19 protein-coding genes, 3 tRNA genes and 1 other RNA gene are annotated in these 19,423 nt (G+C 59.6%); 17 read left to right on the top strand and 6 right to left on the bottom strand.

Annotated elements, in window-relative coordinates; all coding sequences use genetic code 11:
* Position 1 precedes the first annotated feature (1 nt).
* Together LHAB_RS14455 and ssrA are read left to right on the top strand one after the other, a co-directional pair.
* The gene (locus tag LHAB_RS14455; RefSeq protein ID WP_090047542.1) at positions 2-667 is read left to right on the top strand and encodes an HAD-IA family hydrolase; all 666 of its coding nucleotides are present in this window, start codon (positions 2-4) and stop codon (positions 665-667) included.
* A gap of 12 nt (positions 668-679) precedes the next feature.
* Positions 680-1,068: a transfer-messenger RNA gene (ssrA, locus tag LHAB_RS14450) on the top strand.
* Between the two features lie 93 nt (positions 1,069-1,161).
* On the opposite strand, the gene LHAB_RS14445 is transcribed toward ssrA, so the two are convergent.
* The gene (locus LHAB_RS14445; RefSeq protein ID WP_090047540.1) at positions 1,162-1,812 is read right to left on the bottom strand and encodes a response regulator; all 651 of its coding nucleotides are present in this window, start codon (positions 1,810-1,812) and stop codon (positions 1,162-1,164) included.
* A gap of 233 nt (positions 1,813-2,045) precedes the next feature.
* Here LHAB_RS14445 and LHAB_RS14440 point away from each other — a divergent pair, with 233 nt between their 5' ends.
* From LHAB_RS14440 to LHAB_RS14425, 4 genes are read left to right on the top strand one after another with little or no spacing between them, the layout of a single operon-like run.
* On the top strand, positions 2,046-3,764 hold the full coding sequence (locus LHAB_RS14440) for a long-chain fatty acid--CoA ligase (protein WP_090047538.1): 1,719 nt from the start codon (positions 2,046-2,048) through the stop codon (positions 3,762-3,764).
* Positions 3,761-4,780: an LLM class flavin-dependent oxidoreductase gene (locus LHAB_RS14435; RefSeq protein WP_194943197.1), complete on the top strand. Its 1,020-nt coding sequence runs from the start codon at positions 3,761-3,763 to the stop codon at positions 4,778-4,780. The genes LHAB_RS14440 and LHAB_RS14435 overlap by 4 nt, the downstream gene beginning before the upstream one ends.
* A 25-nt stretch (positions 4,781-4,805) precedes the next feature.
* Positions 4,806-5,825 (top strand): methionine synthase, encoded by a 1,020-nt coding sequence (locus tag LHAB_RS14430; RefSeq protein ID WP_090047536.1) that lies wholly within the window; start codon positions 4,806-4,808, stop codon positions 5,823-5,825.
* A 13-nt stretch (positions 5,826-5,838) separates the two neighbouring features.
* Positions 5,839-6,591, top strand: coding sequence for a 2OG-Fe dioxygenase family protein (locus tag LHAB_RS14425; protein ID WP_090047534.1), 753 nt, complete (start codon positions 5,839-5,841; stop codon positions 6,589-6,591).
* Positions 6,592-6,603: 12 nt separating this feature from the next.
* Here the strand turns inward: LHAB_RS14425 and LHAB_RS14420 are convergent, their stop codons facing one another.
* Positions 6,604-7,089 carry a YajQ family cyclic di-GMP-binding protein gene (locus LHAB_RS14420; RefSeq protein WP_090047533.1) on the bottom strand — a complete coding sequence of 162 codons (486 nt, stop codon included), beginning with the start codon at positions 7,087-7,089 and terminating at the stop codon, positions 6,604-6,606.
* A gap of 40 nt (positions 7,090-7,129) precedes the next feature.
* Between LHAB_RS14420 and murB the strand changes: the two genes are divergently transcribed.
* Complete coding sequence (gene murB / locus LHAB_RS14415) at positions 7,130-8,182, top strand: UDP-N-acetylmuramate dehydrogenase (RefSeq protein ID WP_090047532.1); 1,053 nt, start codon at positions 7,130-7,132, stop codon at positions 8,180-8,182.
* Between the two features lie 314 nt (positions 8,183-8,496).
* Here the strand turns inward: murB and argG are convergent, their stop codons facing one another.
* From argG to LHAB_RS14395, 4 genes are all read right to left on the bottom strand, one after another.
* Positions 8,497-9,837, bottom strand: a complete 1,341-nt coding sequence (gene argG, locus LHAB_RS14410; protein WP_090047530.1) for an argininosuccinate synthase — start codon at positions 9,835-9,837, stop codon at positions 8,497-8,499.
* A gap of 9 nt (positions 9,838-9,846) precedes the next feature.
* Positions 9,847-10,164 (bottom strand): pyrimidine/purine nucleoside phosphorylase, encoded by a 318-nt coding sequence (locus tag LHAB_RS14405; RefSeq protein WP_090047526.1) that lies wholly within the window; start codon positions 10,162-10,164, stop codon positions 9,847-9,849.
* Between the two features lie 133 nt (positions 10,165-10,297).
* Complete coding sequence (locus LHAB_RS14400; RefSeq protein ID WP_090047523.1) at positions 10,298-10,912, bottom strand: glycine zipper 2TM domain-containing protein; 615 nt, start codon at positions 10,910-10,912, stop codon at positions 10,298-10,300.
* 114 nt (positions 10,913-11,026) lie between these two features.
* Positions 11,027-11,371: an arsenate reductase gene (locus LHAB_RS14395; protein ID WP_090047521.1), complete on the bottom strand. Its 345-nt coding sequence runs from the start codon at positions 11,369-11,371 to the stop codon at positions 11,027-11,029.
* 50 nt (positions 11,372-11,421) lie between these two features.
* On the opposite strand from LHAB_RS14395, the gene folC reads away from it, so the two are divergent.
* The 10 genes from folC (at position 11,422) to LHAB_RS14345 (ending at position 19,263) form a co-directional block, all read left to right on the top strand.
* On the top strand, positions 11,422-12,711 hold the full coding sequence (gene folC / locus LHAB_RS14390) for a bifunctional tetrahydrofolate synthase/dihydrofolate synthase (protein WP_090047519.1): 1,290 nt from the start codon (positions 11,422-11,424) through the stop codon (positions 12,709-12,711).
* Between the two features lie 10 nt (positions 12,712-12,721).
* Entirely contained in the window at positions 12,722-13,504 is a 783-nt protein-coding gene (locus tag LHAB_RS14385) for an SPOR domain-containing protein (protein WP_090047517.1), read from the top strand.
* 1 nt (position 13,505) lies between these two features.
* Positions 13,506-14,000, top strand: coding sequence for a CvpA family protein (locus tag LHAB_RS14380; protein ID WP_090047515.1), 495 nt, complete (start codon positions 13,506-13,508; stop codon positions 13,998-14,000).
* A 35-nt stretch (positions 14,001-14,035) separates the two neighbouring features.
* On the top strand, positions 14,036-15,550 hold the full coding sequence (purF, locus tag LHAB_RS14375; protein ID WP_090047514.1) for an amidophosphoribosyltransferase: 1,515 nt from the start codon (positions 14,036-14,038) through the stop codon (positions 15,548-15,550).
* Between the two features lie 9 nt (positions 15,551-15,559).
* Positions 15,560-16,771 carry an O-succinylhomoserine sulfhydrylase gene (locus LHAB_RS14370; protein ID WP_090047512.1) on the top strand — a complete coding sequence of 404 codons (1,212 nt, stop codon included), beginning with the start codon at positions 15,560-15,562 and terminating at the stop codon, positions 16,769-16,771.
* Between the two features lies 1 nt (position 16,772).
* On the top strand, positions 16,773-18,167 hold the full coding sequence (gene gltX, locus LHAB_RS14365) for a glutamate--tRNA ligase (protein ID WP_090047510.1): 1,395 nt from the start codon (positions 16,773-16,775) through the stop codon (positions 18,165-18,167).
* Positions 18,168-18,242: 75 nt separating this feature from the next.
* Positions 18,243-18,318: transfer RNA gene (locus LHAB_RS14360), tRNA-Ala, on the top strand.
* Positions 18,319-18,356: 38 nt separating this feature from the next.
* A tRNA-Glu gene (locus tag LHAB_RS14355) sits at positions 18,357-18,432 on the top strand.
* A 57-nt stretch (positions 18,433-18,489) separates the two neighbouring features.
* Positions 18,490-18,566, top strand: a tRNA-Asp gene (locus tag LHAB_RS14350).
* A gap of 163 nt (positions 18,567-18,729) precedes the next feature.
* Positions 18,730-19,263: an Hsp20/alpha crystallin family protein gene (locus LHAB_RS14345; protein ID WP_369814134.1), complete on the top strand. Its 534-nt coding sequence runs from the start codon at positions 18,730-18,732 to the stop codon at positions 19,261-19,263.
* Positions 19,264-19,423 lie beyond the last annotated feature (160 nt).

Genomic DNA, 19,423 nt, shown 5'->3' with positions numbered 1-19,423 from the left:
CATGTTTCACCATACACAAGCGGTTCTGTTTGATCTGGACGGCACCCTCATCGACAGCGCTCCGGATTTGGGTGCGGCTGCAGACAAAATGCGCACCGATCGCGGCCTGCTGTCGTTGCCGCTCGATCACTACCGTCCCATGGCGGGTGCAGGGGCACGCGGCATGCTGGGCATTGCCTTTGGCATGACGCCCGATCACCCCGACTTTGAGGCCATGAAGGAAGAGTTTTTCGTCAACTATGAAAACTGCATGACCGAGCGCACCCGCATCTTCGATGGCGTGGTTGAGATGATCGCTCGCCTGGTACTGCAAGGCATGCCTTGGGGCGTGGTGACCAACAAATCCAGCCGATTCACCGACCCTTTGACTTCGGCCATGGACTTGTTCGCCACGGCCGGAGCCATTGTCAGTGGCAACACCACACCGCATGCCAAACCGCATCCGGAGCCGCTGTTCGAGGCGGCGCGGCGCTTGTCGGTTGACCCGGCGCACTGCGTGTACGTGGGCGACGACGAGCGCGACATCGTTGCGGGCCTGGCCGCTGGCATGGGCACGGTGGCCGCCACCTATGGTTATTTGGGGCAGCAGACCGATATTTCGCGCTGGAATGCCCATTTGCACATTGATTCTCCGATGGACCTCTTGAAATTCCTTCAGAGCGCCTAAAATAGAACCTGAGGGGCTGCACTGGTTTCGACATGGGTTCGGACGCGTGGCAGGGCATGTCGAGGTTCTGATCCTCGTTAATCTTCGGAAAAAAAACTAACTGCAAACGACGAACGTTTCGCACTCGCCGCTTAATCCGGTGAGCCTTGCAACAGTTGGCCGATAGGCTGGGTTAGGGTGATGAGGGGGTTAAACCCTTCAAAGTCCTAGCTGCAAGGTAAAACATATGGGCTGGCATCACCTCGGGTACCTTGGGGTGGTGTGAGAAAAAAGGGTGCTGGCTGGGTGTTCAGCGTGTCGCTGCGCGGTTCATTTGGCGAGACTCAAATCAGACGACTACACATGTAGAACTGTACGAAAAAGGCTTATGGACGGGGGTTCAAATCCCCCCAGCTCCACCATATGCAAAACAAAAGCCGCTGGATTAACCACCCAGCGGCTTTTTGTTTGAAAAGGCAACCCTTGTTGACGGTGAGGTTGCCGGCGGCTGCCTATCAGGCCTGTACGGCTGCAGTTTTATGACCGGCTTGTGTGTGCGGTTGACTGTGCCTGCCGGCTACAAAGGCTGTGAAGAAGCCGTTGAACCAGTCCATGTTGATGGGTTTGGCCATGAAGATGCTGCCTTCTGTCAGGCCACCTTTGGCCGCAATTTCTTCCGCTGTCAGGGCTGACAGGACCAGGGTGGTCATCCGGTTGAACTGCGGGTTTTGGCGCAGTGCGCGCAGCAGCTCGAAGCCGTCTACGCCTGGCATGTCCAGATCGGTGATCAGGACGTCGGGTTGGATGCTGGCGATGTCGATCAAGGCCTCCAGACCTGAGGACATGGCGGTGCAGTCGACGGGCATGTTGGAGCGGTTGCAATAGCTGTGCAGCAGCTCTCGTGTCACCGCATCGTCTTCAACCAGCAGAACACGAAGCCGGTGATCGCGCGGTTCGGTTGGGATGGTCAGCATGTTGTGCTTGCGCTGGTATTCGCGGATGGAGGGCATCGAGATCCTGCGATGGCCTCCTTGCGTCTTCCACGCTTGGAGTTCATTTTTTTCGACCAATGTCTGAATCGTGCCGACCGACAGCCCCAGCAGTTTGGCTGCATAAGTGGTGCCGCAGTAGTCTTCAGGGGTGTCGGGTGTGGTGTTGGGCTGCATGATGGTTGATTGGACTATAAAAACATAAATAGAAGCAAATAATAATACTAAAAAGCTCATAAATGAGTTTCAGCAGAAAAATGCTTGAAGTCCTGCTTTGTCCCTTGAGGCATCCCCAATCGCTGAGGGTGTCCCACTGGTGGGGGCTTGGTCTCCGTTGCGACAAAGTGACACCCGCTCAAAAGGTGCCGGGCGATTAACATGCAGCACCACCTTCAATGAGGAGACTGTCAATGCCCGCACACGCTGCTGTCTGGCCTGCGCGCTTGCCCGCCCGGATCACCGCGCCCGCCACATCCTTGTGGATGAACTTGGCCATCAGTGCTTTGCGTTATCCCGAGAAGGCTGCACTCGTGTTCATGGGCCGTGTCTGGACCTACCGCGAGTTGATGGCCAGCGCTGAACAATTGGCCGGGCAGCTTCGTGCCATGGGGGTGCAAACCGGGGACCGCGTGGTGTTGGACATGCAAAACTGTCCGCAGTTGGTGATTGCCCACTTTGCCATTTTGAGAATCGACGCGGTGGTGGTTCCGGTCAACCCGATGAACCGGGCCGAAGAGCTCAAGCACTACATCACCGACCCGGACACGAAAGTGGCGGTGACAACGGCTGATTTGGCCCCTGACCTGACGCAGGCCAGCGAGGCCTTGCCACCCGAGCAGCGCCTGAAACATCTTGTGGTGACGCAATTCACCGATGTGTTTGACCCCGTGGCTGTGGGTCCTGAGGACATGCCCGAGGCTTGGCGGCCTTGGTTGCTGGTGGAGCGGCCGTTGCCTGTTTTGAATTCGGGCCGGGTGCATGCCTGGGCCACTGTGATGGCCCAGCCCGCTGCGGTTTTGCCACCGCCCCAGGCTCAAACCGACGATCTGGCCATCTTGCCCTATACCAGCGGCACCACCGGGCTGCCCAAGGGCTGCATGCACACGCATGGCACCATCATGCACAACGCCATGTCCAGCGGCTTGTGGGGCAACGGCACCCCTGAAAACGTGACGCTGTGTGTGGTGCCCATGTTCCACATCACAGGCATGGTCAGTGTGATGCACACCAGCATTTTGTTGGGCGCCAGCCTGGTGCTGATGCCGCGCTGGGACCGCGATGTGGCGGGGCATTTGATCTCCAAGTGGCACGTCACGCACTGGACCAATATCCCCACCATGGTGATCGATTTGCTTGGCAGCCCTCACATGGACCGCTACGACCTGAGCAGTCTGGTCTATATCGGTGGGGGCGGTGCGGCCATGCCCGAAGCCGTGGCCCAGCGTTTGCTGGATCAGTTTGGGCTGCGTTATGTGGAGGGTTATGGCCTGACCGAGACGGCGGCCCCCTCACACACCAACCCGCCCGACGCGCCGAAAAAACAATGCCTGGGCATCCCTTTCATGAGCGTGGAGTCACGCATCGTCGATCCTGAAACCCTGGCCGAATTGCCACCGGGCGAGTCGGGCGAGATCGTCATCAGTGGCCCACAGGTGTTCAAGGGCTACTGGAAGCGGCCTGAGGCGACAGCGGCGGCTTTTTTTGACCGTGATGGCTTCCGGTTTTTTCGCTCAGGGGACATGGGCCGGGTGGATGAGCAAGGTTATTTCTTCATGACCGACCGTTTGAAGCGCATGATCAACGCCAGCGGTTTCAAGGTCTGGCCAGCCGAGGTCGAAGCCCTGATGTTTCGCCATCCAGCGATTCAGGAGGCCTGCATCATCGCCACCCGAGACGCTTACCGTGGCGAGTCGGTCAAGGCGGTGGTGGTTTTGCGTCAGGACCACCAGAGCAAAGTGACCGAGCAAGACATCATCGACTGGTGCCGTGAGAACATGGCGGTTTACAAAATGCCCCGCGCCGTGAGCTTTGTCGATGCCTTGCCCAAGAGCGGCAGCGGCAAAGTCATGTGGCGGGCGCTGCAAGAGGCCGAAATGGCCGCTGTGGACACCGGAATCCAAACCGCATGAGCCTGAAACTTTCTGTTCTTGACCAGTCTGCAGCTGCTGCTGGACGTGGCCAAGACGCCACCATTCGACAAACCCTGGCGCTGGCCGAAAGTGCCGAGGCCTGGGGTTATCACCGCTTTTGGGTGAGCGAGCACCACAGCCATCCGAGCATTGTGGGCACTGCCCCAGAGGTCTTGATGGCTGCCATTGCGGCACGCACACAGCGCATTCGTCTGGGCAGTGCGGGCGTTATGCTGCCGCATTACTCGGCGCTCAAGGTGGCCGAGCAGTTTCGGGTGCTCGATGCGCTGGCGCCCGGACGCATCGATCTGGGTGTGGGGCGTGCGCCGGGCAGCGATGGAAGGACGGCCCAGCTGCTCAACCCCGACCGCAACGCCTCTGAGCGCTTTCCTCAACAGGTCATGGAGCTGCAAGCCTGGGTGAGTGGGCACAATTTGCCCCCGGGCCATCCTGGGCACAACGTTTATGCCTATCCTCAATCAGAGACCTCGCCAGACGTCTGGATGCTGGGCAGTTCGGACTACGGTGCTCAGCTGGCGGCGCACTTGGGGCTGCCCTATGCGTTTGCTTACTTCATTACCGATGGGCAGGGCGCTGACGAAGCCTTGCAGATTTACCGTGAAACTTTCCGCCCCAGTGCAGGTCTGGAAAAGCCAAACGCTGCGCTTTGCGTGTGGGCCTTGGCTGCCGACACCGACGAAGAGGCGCTGCGCCTGTTTGAGAGCCGTGCCCGCTGGAAAATGGATCGCAACTTGGGCCGCATCGGTGCGCTCTTGCCGCCCGAAGAAGCGGCGCGCGAGTACAGCCCGGCCGAGCAGTTCGCTTTGGAGCGCCTGCGTGACTCGGCCTTGATTGGCTCGGCTGCGACGGTGGGCCGCAAGCTGCGCCAGTTGGCGGCACGGCTGGAGGTGGATGAGTTGGTCGTCATCACCTGGACGCATGACCCTGCGGCCCAAATGCGCTCTTACGAATTGCTCGCGCGGGAATTTACACTTGCTGCAAACTCCACCCTTTGATTTTTAAATTTTCAGGATTTTTGACATGTTCACCACTGCGATCGCTGGCAGCTTGCCCAAACCCGCCTGGCTGGCCGAAACCGAAAAACTCTGGCCCCAGTGGACCACCCAGGGCCCCGAGCTGCAGCAAGCCAAGGCCGATGCCACGCTGCTGTGGATCAAGGCGCAAGAAGACGCGGGCCTGGACGTGATTGGCGACGGCGAACAAGCCCGTCAGCACTTTGTGCACGGCTTCGTGGAGCAGGTCGAGGGCATCGACTTCGTGAACAAAGTCACCATGGGCATCCGCAACAACCGCTACGACGCGCAGGTGCCGCAAGTCATCGCGCCGCTGCGCCTGAAGGGCCGTGTGCACGCCTTTGAGGCCCAACTGGCCCGTGCCCACACCCAAAAGAAACTCAAATTCACCTTGCCTGGCCCGATGACGATTGTGGACACCGTGGCCGACCGCTTTTACGGCGACAAGGTCAAGATGGCCATGGCCTTTGCCGAGCTGCTCAATCAGGAAGCGCTGGCGCTGCAAGCCGATGGCGTGGACATCATCCAGTTCGACGAGCCCGCTTTCAACGTCTACATGGACGACGCGGCCGACTGGGGGGTGAAGGCGCTTGAGGTGGCCGCGCGCGGCCTGACCTGCACCACCGCCGTGCACATTTGCTATGGCTACGGCATCGAAGCCAACAACAAATGGAAAGAAACGCTGGGCCACGAGTGGCGTCAATACGAAAAGGTGTTCCCGGCGCTGGCCAAAAGCAGCATCCAGCAAGTGAGCTTGGAGTGCATGCACTCGCATGTGCCGATGGAGATGATGAAGCTGCTGGAAGGCAAGGATGTGATGGTCGGCGTGATCGATGTTGCCAACCCGGCCATTGAGACGGCCGAAGAAATTGCCGACACCATTGGCCGGGCGCTGCAGTTCGTGCCCAAGCACCGCTTGATCGCCTGCACCAACTGCGGCCTCGCCCCCATGAGCCGCGCCGTGGCCGAAGCCAAGCTCAAGGCCCTGGCCGAAGGCGCCAAACTGGCCAGCCAGCGCTACGCTTGAAACGGAGCCCTTCATGCCCCAAGCCATGCTGCAACCCCCGCTGACAGCGCCCGACCTGCTGAGCGCCACCTTGGCAGACCAGGGGTTTGCGGTGTTGGGGGCTGCCAGCGTTTGCGCTTTGGCCGATCTGTCGCTTCACGACTTGCAGGCGCTGGAACCGAGTTGGCACGACTTGCCGCCCGACCAGTACCTGAAAGATGGGGGGCGCTATCGCCGCAGGCGACATGCCAGCTTTGAGGTCACGGGCGATCTGGCGCAGGCCATGCCGCATCGGGCCCACTGGCAGCCCTTGTCCTACAACGCCTTGCACGGTGGCATGCAGCGTTGGTTTGAGCCCATGACCGCAGAAGTGGTGCAGCAAGCGGCTTGGCAAAAGTTGCTGTGTTGGCTGGGCCATGTGGCCTCAGCGGCGCAAGGCGATCAGACCTGGTTCACAGAAGCGCACCAGTTTCGCATCGACACCACCGACGGCATTGGCCGTCCCACGCCCGAAGGCGCGCACCGCGATGGCGTGAATTGGGTGGCGGTGTTTTTGGTGGGGCGACACGGCATCAAAGGTGGCGAGACGAGGGTGTTTGACATGGACAGCCCGCGAGGTCAGCGATTCACCTTGAGCGAGCCTTGGTCCGTGTTGCTGCTGGACGATACCCGAGTGATCCACGAAACCACGCCCATTCAGCCCGAACAACCAGGCGGATGGCGTGACACCTTGGTGGTCACTTTGCGCTCTGGGGGCTTCCTGGATCAGCCTGTGCCCAAGGCTTGAGTACCGAGCGCTTTAATCTCTGAAGTTGTCGAAGGACAGCGGCAACTCGGTCATGTCCTTGCGCAGCAGCGCCATGGCTTCTTGCAAGTCGTCGCGCTTGGCACCGGTCACGCGCACCGCATCGCCCTGAATCGAGGCTTGCACCTTGATTTTGCTTTCTTTGATGAGTTTGGTGATTTTCTTGGCATCTTCGGTTTCGATGCCATTTTTGACCTTGATCACCTGCTTGACTTTGTCGCCGCCGATTTTCTCGACTTTGCCAATGTCCAGAAAGCGCACGTCGACGTTGCGCTTGGTCAATTTGTTGCGCAGGATGTCTTCGACCTGCGTCAGCTGAAAGTCGGCATCGCCGAACATCGTGATCTCTTTGTCTTTGAGCTCGATCTTGGCCGAGGTACCTTTGAAGTCAAAGCGGGTGCCGATTTCTTTGGCAGAAGTGTCAACGGCGTTGCGCACTTCGACCATATTGGGTTCGCAAACGGTATCAAACGAGGGCATGGCGGTAAAAGTCCGAGGTTGAGGATGCGACAATTCTCCCATGAACCTGGAGAAAAATGTCCCCCTGCAGCCGTACAACACGTTCGGCATCGCCGCCAAAGCCCAGGCTTTGGTGCGGGTCCGCTCCGAAGCCGACCTTTTCGCGGTGCTGGCCGATCCGACTTTGGCCACTTTGCCCCGGCAAGTGCTGGGCGGCGGCAGCAACATCGTGTTGACTGGGGATGTCAAAGCGCTCGTGCTCAAAGTCGAGGTGCCGGGCATGCGTTTGGTGTCAGAAACGGACAAACACTGGGTCGTTGAAGCGGGCGCTGGCGTGGACTGGCACGAGTTGGTGGCCTGGACGCTGGACAACGGTTACCCGGGTCTGGAAAACATGGCGCTGATTCCAGGTACTGTGGGCGCATCACCTGTGCAAAACATCGGTGCTTACGGGGTGGAACTGCAAGACCGTTTCGATTCGCTCGATGCGATGGACCTGTTCACCGGCGAGTTGTTCAGCCTGAACGCCGCGCAATGCGGCTTCAGCTACCGAGACTCGGTGTTCAAGCACGCTTCGGGTGGTTCCGATGGTTTGGGCCTGGCCGGGCGGGCCGTTATCTTGCGGGTGCGCTTTGCACTGCCAAAGCGCTGGAAGCCCGAGTTGGGCTACCTGGACCTGGAACGCAAGATGGCCGAGACCGGCATCCATAACCCCGATGCCCGGCAGATTTTTGACTGGGTGGTGGCGATCCGCCGTGTCAAACTGCCTGATCCTCAGGTGATTGGCAATGCGGGCAGCTTCTTCAAGAACCCGAGCGTGACCCCCGAGCAATGCGCCGACATCATCGCCCGTGACCCCAAAGTGGTGCATTACCCCATGCCCGACGGCAGCATCAAACTGGCGGCAGGTTGGTTGATCGACGCCTGCGGCTGGAAAGGCAAGACCGTGGGCCACGCCGGGGTCTATGAAAAACAGGCGCTGGTGCTGGTGAACCGGGGTGGACGCGAGAACCCCTGCACCGGGGGCGAGGTGATGACGCTGGCCAAAGCGATTCAGACCAGTGTGTACGAGCGGTTTGGAATTCGGCTGGAGCCTGAGCCTGTTGTGATTTGATTTTGGGCGTTTGTGGTTGTTTGCCGCACCGGGTTGGGGCCTCAGCGGTCGGCCTCATAACTCGCTTCGCTCGCCAAATCGGCCGATCCGCTCAGGCCCCAACCCAGCGCTGCGTCGGTGATGTCACCCCAATCGTGCTGGTTTTCAACAGGCGTAGCCTTGTCAGGGTGGGCAGACGGACCAGCCGATTTGGCGAGCGAAGCGAGTTATGAGGCTGGCCGGCTGGCCGCCCTGACAAGGCGGACAACACCCACAAAAACGAAGCATACAAAAAAACGGCCCGAAGGCCGTTTTTCATTGAAGCGACAAAAAACTCACTTCTTGCCGCTGCCTTCGAGCTTGTAGATGTGAGGACCGTCGCCAGTCGACAGCAAGCCGGTGTGGGCGTAGATGCCCAGTTTGGCGCGGGTGTCGGTGATGTCGAGGTTGCGCATGGTCAACTGGCCGATGCGGTCGAGCGGGCTGAACGGCGCGTCTTCCACTTTTTCCATCGACAAGCGCTCCGGGGCGTAGGTCAAGTTGGGTGAGTCGGTATTCAGGATGCTGTAGTCGTTGCCACGGCGCAGCTCCAGCGTCACCGTGCCGGTCACGGCGCGGGCCACCCAGCGTTGGGCGGTTTCGCGCAGCATGATGGACTGCGGGTCGAACCAGCGGCCTTGGTACAACAAGCGACCCAAGCGCAGGCCGTTGATGCGGTACTGCTCAATGGTGTCTTCGTTGTGGATGCCGGTCACCAAGCGCTCGTAGGCGATGTGCAGCAGCGCCATGCCGGGGGCTTCGTAGATGCCGCGGCTCTTGGCTTCGATGATGCGGTTTTCGATCTGGTCGCTCATGCCCAGGCCGTGGCGGCCGCCGATTTCGTTGGCTTTCAAGAACAACTCGACCGGGTCGGCGTACTCCACGCCGTTCAGGGCCACGGGCATGCCTTCTTCAAAGCGCACGCTCACTTCTTCGGCCTTGACATCGACTTCGGGCTTCCAGAACGCCACACCCATGATGGGGTTGACGATCTTCATGCCGCTTTGCAGGCTTTCCAGGTCCTTGGCTTCGTGGGTGGCGCCCAGCATGTTGCTGTCGGTGGAGTAGGCCTTTTCGGCACTCATCTTGTAGCCAAAGCCATTGGCCGTCATGAAAGCGCTCATTTCGGCGCGGCCACCCAACTCGTCAATGAACAGCTGGTCCAGCCAAGGCTTGTAGATCTTGAGGCTGGGGTTGGTGAGCAAACCGTAGCGGTAAAAGCGCTCGATGTCGTTGCCCTTGAAGGTGGAACCGTCACCCCAGATGTTGACGTCGTCTTGCTTCATGGCGGCCACCAGCATGGTGCCGGTGACGGCGCGGCCCAGTGGGGTGGTGTTGAAGTAGGTGATGCCACCGGTTGAAATATGGAAGGCACCGCACTGGATGGCGGCAATGCCCTCGTGCGCGAGTTGGGTGCGGCAGTCGACCAAGCGGGCTTTTTCGGCGCCGTATTCCATCGCTTTGCGGGGGATCTCGTTGTAGTCGGCTTCGTCAGGCTGGCCCAAGTTGGCGGTGTAGGCGTAGGGCAGGGCGCCCTTTTGCTTCATCCACAGCAAGGCTGCGGAGGTGTCGAGGCCGCCCGAGAAGGCGATGCCGACTTTTTGCCCTTTGGGCAGGTTTTGCAGGATGGTGCTCATGGTGTCGGATCAGCCAAAGTGGCAGATGTAGTGGTAGGGCTCGGTCACACGGATCTCGAATTTGGAGTTGCCGGGGATGCTGAACTCCTGGCCCGCGCTGGATTTGACCCATTCATTGCTGCCGTCGAGCTTGTATTCGCAAGAACCGCCGACGCATTCCATGATTTCGGGCGCCCCGGTGTTGAAGGTCAGGGTGGACGGCAGGATCACACCCACCGACAGCTTGGTGCCATCGGGCAGGGTCAGGCCGTGGCTGACGCATTTGCCGTCAAAGTAAACATTGGCTTGGGTGTTGACGGAGACGCCGTCGATTTTTTCGGTGGTCATGGGTGGGACTTTCTGGGTCGGTGGTGGCCGCGTCAATGCAAAAGAGCGTCTTGAGACGCCCTTCGCGGCAAATCAACCCGACATTTTAGGCCAGACATCAGGTCTGACCGCAGGAGGATGTTTAAGGTTCGGCTCAGCGCCAGTGGCCATGCCGGTGCACAGGGGCCCATGCCCAGCCGATGTTCACGTGGCTGAAGACGGGTGGGGGGCTGCGGTACACAGGCGTGGGCACATAAACCACACGCGATTCGGTGATCACCGTGGTGGTCTCGGGCGCTTGGGACCGCGGGGCGAGCATGGGCGTGACTTGCAGCGGGATGGTTGGACCGGGGTCTTGGGGCAGTTGGACGTTGTATTGCTTGCCCGCATATTCATAAAGCACGTTGTAGCCGATCAGGCGGTTTTCGTAGACGGTTTGCGTGGTGCAGGTGGTGGTGGGCGTGGGTGCGCCTTGGCCCTCCACCTTGTTGCCCAGCACCGCGCCGCCAATCATCCCGGCCATGGCGGTGATGCCCTGGCTGTCCCGACCGCCCAGCTGGCTGCCAATCAGCCCCCCTGCGATGGCGCCGATGATGGCCCCCCCGCCAGAAGTCGCGGCAGGGGCTGTGGGGGGTGGGGTTGTACAGGTCTGTCGCGGCACGGCCACTTGTTGGTAAACAGCGGTGCGTGTGATGACCTGACCGACTTCCTGGGCATGCGCCCAAGCAGCTGTGGCACAGATCAAAGCGATGGTGGCTTGTTTTTGCATGAAAAGTGTCGTTGGAGCTTTGGCGGGATGAAGTTTATGCCGATCGAGCTGTCTGGCGTGTGGCGAGGTTGTAAAGTTTTGTTGCTGGCAGTTGACCGAGCGCCGATTCGCCATTCACGCTGGCCACTGCTCGGGTGTGAACCCGACGGTGATCTGCCCCGAGGGCCAGGCGATGACTGGCCGTTTGATGGTGCTGGCGTGCGCCAGCATGACGTGTTTGGCGCTGGCGCTGTCCTTGACGCCCGCTTGCACGGCGGCATCGAGCTTGCGCCAAGTCGTGCCTTTTCGGTTGAGCAGGGTTTCCCAGCCTACTGCGGACAGCCAGGTGTTCAGCTGCGCCTCGGGCACGCCTTGCTTTTTGAAGTCGTGAAATGTGGCGTTCAAGCCTTGGTCGGCCAGCCAGGTGCGGGCTTTTTTGACGGTGTCGCAGTTGGGAATGCCGTAAACAATGGGGTCCATGGGGGTTGCATCAAATGGAATGTGACAAGACTGGGCGACAATCGCCGCCTATGAAGACTCTACAGGAATGGCTCGACTGGTGCGAGCAGTTACACCCCGTGGCCATTGACATGGGGCTGGACCGCGTCAAGACCGTGGCCGACCGCATGGACCTGCGTTTTGACTGCCCGGTGATCACGGTGGCGGGCACGAATGGCAAGGGCTCGACTTGCGCCATGCTCGAAGCGGTGCTGCTGCAAGCCGGTTACCGCACAGGCGTTTACACCTCGCCGCACTTGGTGCATTTTGAAGAGCGCTGCCGCTTGCACGGGGAGTCGGCTTCGGCCGAGGCGTTTGCCCAGGCGTTTGCCGCAGTGGAAGCGGTACGGGGCGATGTGAGCCTGACTTATTTCGAATTCAGCACCTTGGCCATTCTGCACCTGATGGCCCACGCCAATCTGGACGTGGCGATTTTGGAGGTGGGCTTGGGGGGGCGCCTGGACGCGGTGAACATCATCGACACCGATTGCGCTGTGATCACCAGCATTGACATCGACCACACCGCCATTTTGGGCAAAGACCGCGAGAGCATTGGTTTCGAAAAGGCGGGCATCATGCGCGCCGGACGACCGGTGATTGTGAGTGACCCGGTGCCGCCTCAAAGTGTGATCGATCACGCCGCTGCCGTGGGGGCTGAACTTTGGCTGTTTGGCCGGGATTTCAATTTTTCTGGCGACAAGCAGCAATGGGCTTGGGCGGGGCGTGACCGCCGATACAGCGGCATGGCCTACCCGGCCTTGCGTGGGGCCAACCAGCTGATCAATGCCTCGGGCGCGCTCGCTGCGCTGGACGCCTTGCGCCAACGCATTCCTGTCACGGCCCAGGCCGTTCGCAATGGTCTGGCCATGGTGGAGTTGCCCGGGCGCTTCCAGATCGTGCCGGGGCAACCGGTTTTGGTGCTGGACGTGGCGCACAACCCGCATTCGGTGGCGGCGCTGGCGGCCAATCTGGACGCCATGGGTTTTTACCCCACCACCCACGCGGTGTTGGGGGCCATGGCAGACAAGGACCTTTTGCCCATGCTGCAAAAGGTCAACCCGATGGTGGACAAGTGGTATTTCACCGATTTGCCCTTGCCCCGAGCCGCCAAAGCAGTCGATTTGCAGCAGGCTTGGCAAGCGCAAAACACCCGCGCCGACACGGGCTCGAGCGTGCATGCCGACCCCATGCAAGCCCTGCAGGCGGCCATCGATGCCGCAGACCCGGCTGATAGAATCGTGGTCTTTGGCTCCTTCTATACCGTGGGCGGTGTTTTGAGAGACGGCATCCCGCGTCTTCAAGCCAAACACCTGAGCCCGTGAGCACCACGCCATGGCCTTTTTCAAGTTCCGATTTCCTGGTCAAGCCGCTTCAGTTGATGCGCTGACTTCTGGCCCCAACGAAAACATCGAAGTGGTTCGTCGCCGTGCGCGCCACCGTTTGATGGGGTCTGTGGTGTTGGTGATGACCGCCGTCGTGGGTTTTCCGTTGCTGTTTGACACCCAGCCCAGGCCTGTTGCGGTGGACACGCCGATTGTGATTCCTGATCGTCAAAGTACCCCGCCTTTGGCCAGTGGCACCACCGTCCCAGCAAGCCAGGCGCCAGCCAAACCCTTGCTTGCTCCCGCCGAGCCTGTGACGGCCCAAGCCAGTCTGGATGCCCGCGAAGAGGTGGTATTGCCGGGAACACCGGTCGCACCATCCAACCAAGTTGAGCCTGCCAAAGTGTCCCCGCCGCTTGCAAAGGCCCTGGACAAAGAGCCTGCATCCAAACAGGAAGCCGCTGCAACGGCCAAGGCCGATAAGCCCGCAGCAGTGAAAACCAAGGACGATGGTGACAAAGCCCAGGCGCTGCTCGAAGGCAAACCTCCTGCCAAGGCCCCCGCTGGGCGGGTGATCATCCAAGTGGGCGCCTTCAATGATCCCGCCAAAGTTCGCGAGGTGCGCAGCAAGCTGGAGCAGGCCGGCGTGAAAACCTACACCCAGGTGGTGGAACGGGATGGCAAGAACACGACCCGCATCCGTGTGGGCCCTTACGAAACGCGTGAAGAAGCCGACAAAGTGGCGGCCCGCATTCGCAAGCTCGACTTGCCTGTGTCTTTCTTGAAGATTTGACATGGCGATCAGCCTCACCGATTGGCTTTTGTTGGGGGTTTTGTTGGCCTCCATGCTGGTGGGGCTTTGGCGAGGACTGGTTTACGAGCTCTTGTCCCTGGCCGGCTGGGCGGCTGCTTTTGTGGTCGCGCAGTGGCTGGCTGCCGATGTGGTGGGGTGGTTGCCCATCATTCAGGGCGCACCTGAATCGGTTCAGTATGCCGTGGCGTTTGCCTTGGTTTTTATTGCCACGGTGTTTGCCGCAGGCTTGTTGTCCTGGTTGATCAAGAAGCTGGTGGAAACCGTGGGCTTGCGCCCGGTGGATCGGACTTTGGGCGGTATTTTTGGGCTGGCTAGAGGGCTGGTTTTGTTGTTGGCTTTGACCGTCGTCCTGCAATTGACGGGCATGGCGAGGGACAGCTGGTGGGCAACAGCGCAAGGTCCTGTTTGGCTGGGCACCCTCCTGACAGGTTTGAAACCCCTTTTGCCTCAAAACTTTGTGGAATATTTGCCCTGAATTTTGGGGCGGTCGATATTTGAACGGATAAAAGTATGTGTGGAATTGTCGGCGTGGTCAGCAGCGCCCCGGTCAACCAATTGATTTATGACGCCTTGTTGCTCTTGCAACACCGAGGTCAGGATGCGGCGGGCATCGTCACGCAGCTCGACCGCAAGTTTTTCATGCACAAGGCCAAGGGCATGGTGCGCGATGTGTTTCGCACCCGGAACATGCGCAGCTTACCCGGCAATTGCGGCCTGGGTCAGGTGCGTTACCCGACCGCGGGCAACGCTTTCAGCGAAGAGGAAGCGCAGCCTTTTTATGTGAACGCGCCTTTTGGTCTGGTGCTGGTGCACAACGGCAACCTGACCAATGCACACGCGCTCAAGGCCGAGTTGTTTTCTGACGACCATCGCCACATCAACACCGACAGCGACTCTGAAGTGTTGCTCAATGTGCTGGCCCACGAGTTGGAAAAGACCACACGCGGCTTGCCCCTGAAGCCACTGGACGTTTTTGAGGCTGTGCGCGGTGTGAACCGCCGCGTCAAAGGCTCTTACGCCGTGATCGCCCTGATTGCTGGCCATGGTCTGGTGGCTTTTCGTGACCCACATGGCATTCGCCCTCTGTGCATGGGGCGCAGCACTGACGGGACCATCATGTTGGCCAGCGAGTCGGTGGCGTTGGACGGCACAGGGCATCAATTCGAGCGTGATGTGGCCCCGGGTGAGGCTATTTTTGTGGACCTGCAGGGTCAGTTGCACAGCCAAGGCTGCAGCGACAAGGCGCAGCTGAGCCCCTGTATTTTTGAATATGTTTACTTGGCCCGTCCTGATTCCACCATGGACGGCATTTCGGTTTACCAGGCGCGCTTGAACCTGGGTGAGACTTTGGCCAAGCGTGTGATCTCTACCGTGCCACCCAGCGACATCGATGTGGTGATCCCGATCCCCGAGTCCAGCCGTCCCAGTGCCACACAACTGGCCCATTTGCTGGGCATTCCGTACCGCGAAGGTTTTGTGAAAAACCGTTATGTGGGCCGCACCTTCATCATGCCGGGACAGGCTGTGCGCAAGAAGTCGGTCCGTCAAAAACTGAACGTCATCGTGAGCGAGTTCAAGGGTCGCAACGTGCTGTTGGTGGACGACTCCATCGTGCGCGGCACCACCAGCCGTGAGATCGTGCAAATGGCCCGGGACGCCGGAGCCCGTAAGGTCTACATGGCCAGCGCCGCGCCTCCCGTGCGCTACCCCAACGTGTATGGCATCGACATGCCCACCAAGGAAGAGCTGGTGGCACACGGCCGCAGCATCGAAGAAATTCGCGAAATCATCGGCTGTGACGCCCTGATTTACCAGGATGTCGACGCCATGAAAACCGCCGTGGCCCAAGCGCGTGTCAACGCAGCAGGCGCACTGTCCGACTTTGACGCCTCTTGCTTTGATGGTGTGTATGTGACGGGCGATATTTCCATCGACGATATCGCTCGCTTGAACGAAACCCGACTCCAGGTGGAAGAGGGTGATGACGACAATTCGCGTTTGGCTTTGCCCAACGCCAGCGAGTGAGCCAGTGCCATGACCGATGCCAACCGATTTGACGACCTGCACATCGACACCTTGGCGGTGCGTGCCGCCGTGGAGCGCAGCCAGTATGGTGAAAACTCCGAAGCTCTTTACCTGACCAGTGGCTATGTGCAGCCCACGGCCGCTGCCGCCGCGGCCCGTTTTGCCGGCGATGAAGACGGTTACACCTACGGCCGCTACGGCAACCCCACGGTGGCCAGCATGGAAATGCGCCTGGCCGCGCTCGAGGGCACCGAAGCGGCCATGGGCACAGCCTCGGGCATGTCGGCCATCTTGATGATGTGCATGGGCTTGCTCAAGGCGGGCGACCATGTGGTGTGTTCGCGTTCCATGTTTGGCTCGACCATCAAGTTGATCGGCTCGGACCTGGCCAAGTTCGGCGTGGAGTCCAGCTTTGTCTCGCAAACCGACTTGAAGGAGTGGCAAGCCGCCATCCGGCCCAACACGCGGCTGCTCTTTGCCGAAACCCCGACCAACCCCCTGACCGAGGTTTGCGACATCCAGGCGCTTGCCGACATCGCCCACAACGCGGGCGCTTTGTTGGGCGTTGACAACTGCTTTGCCACGCCCGCTTTGCAACGGCCAGTGGCCATGGGGGCCGACATCATCATGCACTCGGGCACCAAGTACCTGGACGGTCAGGGCCGGGTGATGGCTGGGGCCTTGTGCGCGCCGCAGCAGATGATCACGGAGAAGTTTTTGCCGGTGCTCAAAAGTGGGGGCATGACGCTCGCGCCCTTCAACGCTTGGGTGGTGCTCAAAGGATTGGAAACCTTGGATCTGCGCATGCGTGCGCAGAGCGCCCGTGCGCAAATTTTGGCCGAGTGGCTGGAACAGCACCCTTCGGTGGCGCGTGTTCATTACCCCGGTTTGAGCAGCCACCCACAGCACGATCTGGCCATGCGCCAGATGTCCGGTCTGGGCGGTGCGGTTTTGTCCTTCGATGTGAAGGCCGACAGCCCCGAGCAATCCCGCGCACGCGCATTCCATGTGCTCGATTCCATGCAGATGCTGTCGTTGTCGACCAACCTGGGGGACACCAAAACCCTGGTGGCCCACCCGGCCAGCACTTCGCACGGCCGCCTGAGCGAAGCCCAGCGTCAAGCCGCGGGCATTGGTCAGGGGCTGATCCGCGTGGCGGTTGGCCTTGAATACCCGCAAGACATCCAAAAAGACCTCTCTCGTGGTCTCGATACCCTCTGATATGACGACATCTGAACACACGCGCACCCGCTTTGCCCCATCGCCCACTGGCTTCATTCACCTGGGCAACATCCGCTCGGCCCTGTACCCTTGGGCCTTTGCCCGTGCCACGGCCGGCGACTTCATTTTGCGCATCGAAGACACCGATCTGGACCGTTCCACCCAAGCGTCCGTCGACGTGATCATCGAAGGCATGGCCTGGTTGGGACTGGACCACGATGAAGGACCGTTCTACCAAATGCAGCGCATGGACCGTTACAAAGCGGTGCTGGCCGACTTGATTGCGGCTGGCCATGTGTACCCTTGCTACATGAGCATGGCGGAACTTGACGCCTTGCGAGAGCGCCAGATGGCGAACAAAGAAAAGCCCCGCTACGACGGCACCTGGCGTCCGGTGGAGGGCAAAACGCTGCCTGCGGTCCCCGAGGGCGTGAAGCCCGTGCTGCGCTTCAAAAATCCGATGGGCGGCGTGGTGGCCTGGGACGACAAGGTCAAAGGTCGCATCGAGATCAGCAACGACGAGCTGGACGATCTGGTGATCGCCCGCCCGGATGGCACGCCCACCTACAATTTTTGCGTGGTGGTGGACGACATCGACATGCAGATCACCCACGTGATCCGCGGAGACGACCACGTCAACAACACACCTCGCCAAATCAACATTTTCAAGGCCCTGGGCCAAGAGCCCCCTGTGTATGCCCATCTGCCCACCGTGCTCAATGAACAGGGTGAGAAGATGAGCAAGCGCAACGGGGCCAAGGCCGTCACAGCCTACCGGGATGAAGGCTATTTGCCCGATGCCATGGTCAACTATTTGGCGCGGCTGGGCTGGAGCCACGGGGACGATGAAATCTTCAGCCGCGCGCAATTCCTCGAGTGGTTCAACTTGGACCACTTGGGCCGCAGCGCCGCACAGTTTGACGAGGCCAAGCTCAAGTGGGTCAACGCCCAACACCTCAAGGCACTGCCCGACGAAGAACTGGCCCAGCATGTTCAGCCATTCCTTGCCAAGCTGGGGGTGGTGGCCGATGATCGTTTGGCCCGCATTTGCGGCTTGTTCAAGGACCGTTGCGACACCTTGGTGGCTTTGGCCCAATGGATCTGCGCCTTTTATCTGGACGTGGTGCCCAACGCGGACGAGAAAACCCAGCACGTGACCGACGCCGTCAAGCCCGCCTTGGCGGTGTTGTCTGACAAGCTGACCCATTGTGTCTGGGACAAGGCATCCATTTCGGCGGCGATCAAGGAAACTTTGTCCGAAACTGGACTCAAAATGCCGCTCTTGGCGATGCCTGTTCGGGTCTTGGTGATGGGCACGGCACAGACGCCTTCGCTCGATGCGGTGCTCGCCTTGAGTCAAAGAGAAAAAATTCTAGAGCGCTTGAAAAACGCCTGAATTTCTGTCTATAATTCAAATCTCGACACCAACGAGGCATAACGAAAAAGCATCCATGCTTAGCGTTGTACCAAAGGGGGTATAGCTCAGCTGGGAGAGCGCTTGCATGGCATGCAAGAGGTCAGCGGTTCGATCCCGCTTACCTCCACCAAAGTGTCGAGATGATTCGCAAGAATCGGTCCAGGTTATGACCCTATCGTCTAGAGGCCTAGGACATCACCCTTTCACGGTGAGTACCGGGGTTCGAATCCCCGTAGGGTCGCCAAGTTTTGTGGCACTTGGTCAGTTTGCACAAGCTCTCTGACAAAAGCTTCAGTTACCAGGAGTGGTAGTTCAGTTGGTTAGAATACCGGCCTGTCACGCCGGGGGTCGCGGGTTCGAGTCCCGTCCACTCCGCCAAAAAAATGATTAACCGCTATAAGTCTTTGATTTATAGCGGTTTTTTCTTGCCCGCTTCTCATGCATGACCCGCGGTGGGTGGCTTGCTCAACCCAGTGACCGGTGTGGTGATCTTGTGTGAAACGGTCAACAGACATCGCATCCGAAAAAAACGACAGTGCGCATGAGGACTGGAACAGCCCTTGGAGCGATGCGTAATTCCACCCCGCTCCGTATTGTCAGTGGCGCAAATGCCACCGTTTTGATGGATGGAGAACACACCATGAACAACCTCACACGATTCAACCCTTTGAGCGAATTGCGCAACCCTTTCAATGAAGATTTCTTCAAAGGATTCGCGATGCGACCTATGCACCGACTCATGGAAGGTGAGCCTCAAATGCGGCTGGATTTGACGGAAGATGACCATTGTTTCTTTGTCAAAGCCGAGATCCCAGGCGTCAAGAAAGAGGACATCAAAGTGGCGATACAGGGCAATCAGGTGTCCTTGAGCGCTGATGTGAAAAAAGAAAAAGAGGAAAAAGAGGGGGCCAAGCTCATTCGCCGTGAGCGCTATTTCGGCAGTGTGGCGCGCAGTTTCACCTTGGATGAAAGCGTGGACGCCTCTTCGGCTTCTGCCAAATACGAAAATGGTGTGTTGCAACTGACCTTGCCGAAAAAGCCCAACGGCCAAAGCCATTTGCTCAAGATCGCTTGACGTCTTGATGGAGGGTGCATTCCAGGTGCACCCGCCTCGGTCTAGCAGGGTGCGCCATTCAGTGGACAAACCTGTAAGTGGTGTTTGCCGGTGAGTTAACCGCGACACCGAAGTTGGCTCCAGTGGCGCGCCGCGATGCCAAGGCTCTCAATGGATGTGA

Origin of the sequence: Limnohabitans sp. 2KL-27 (assembly GCF_001269345.1) — a bacterium.
Taxonomy (GTDB): domain Bacteria; phylum Pseudomonadota; class Gammaproteobacteria; order Burkholderiales; family Burkholderiaceae_C; genus Limnohabitans_A.
Note: the sequence above shows the minus strand (reverse complement) of the source record. Positions and strands in the feature narration are given on the sequence as shown.